Below are 308 nucleotides of genomic sequence, written 5' to 3'. Positions count from 1 at the left end.
AGGTTGACCTCGAACTGCGCCGGTGCGGATTCGGCGACGATGGCGTCGGCCGGGATGCCCTGGGCGCGGGCGCCGTCGATGATGTCCTGGAGGCACTCGACGTATTCGTCGAGGTCGTCGATGGAGTACACCTGCACCGACTGCGGACGCTTGCCGGAGATCGGCGAGCGTGGCGGCTGCGGCCGGCCGTTCACGTTCTCCTGGTCGATCAGGTAGAACTCCAGCTCGAAGGCGGCGACGATGGTCAGTTCCATCTCGGTGAACCTGGCCACCACCTGGCGCAGGACTTCGCGGGGGTCGGCGAAGAA

General features: G+C 66.6%; 1 pseudogene. It reads right to left on the bottom strand.

Going from position 1 to position 308, the window contains the following annotated elements:
* Window positions 1-308: pseudogene (locus HMPREF2581_RS11630) on the bottom strand (glutamine synthetase); the annotation flags it as partial.

It is taken from the genome of Pseudomonas sp. HMSC057H01 (genome assembly GCF_001836405.1).
Taxonomy (GTDB): Bacteria; Pseudomonadota; Gammaproteobacteria; order Pseudomonadales; family Pseudomonadaceae; genus Pseudomonas; species Pseudomonas aeruginosa.
The sequence above is the reverse complement of the archived record's forward strand: the minus strand, read 5'-3'. Positions and strand labels throughout refer to the sequence as shown.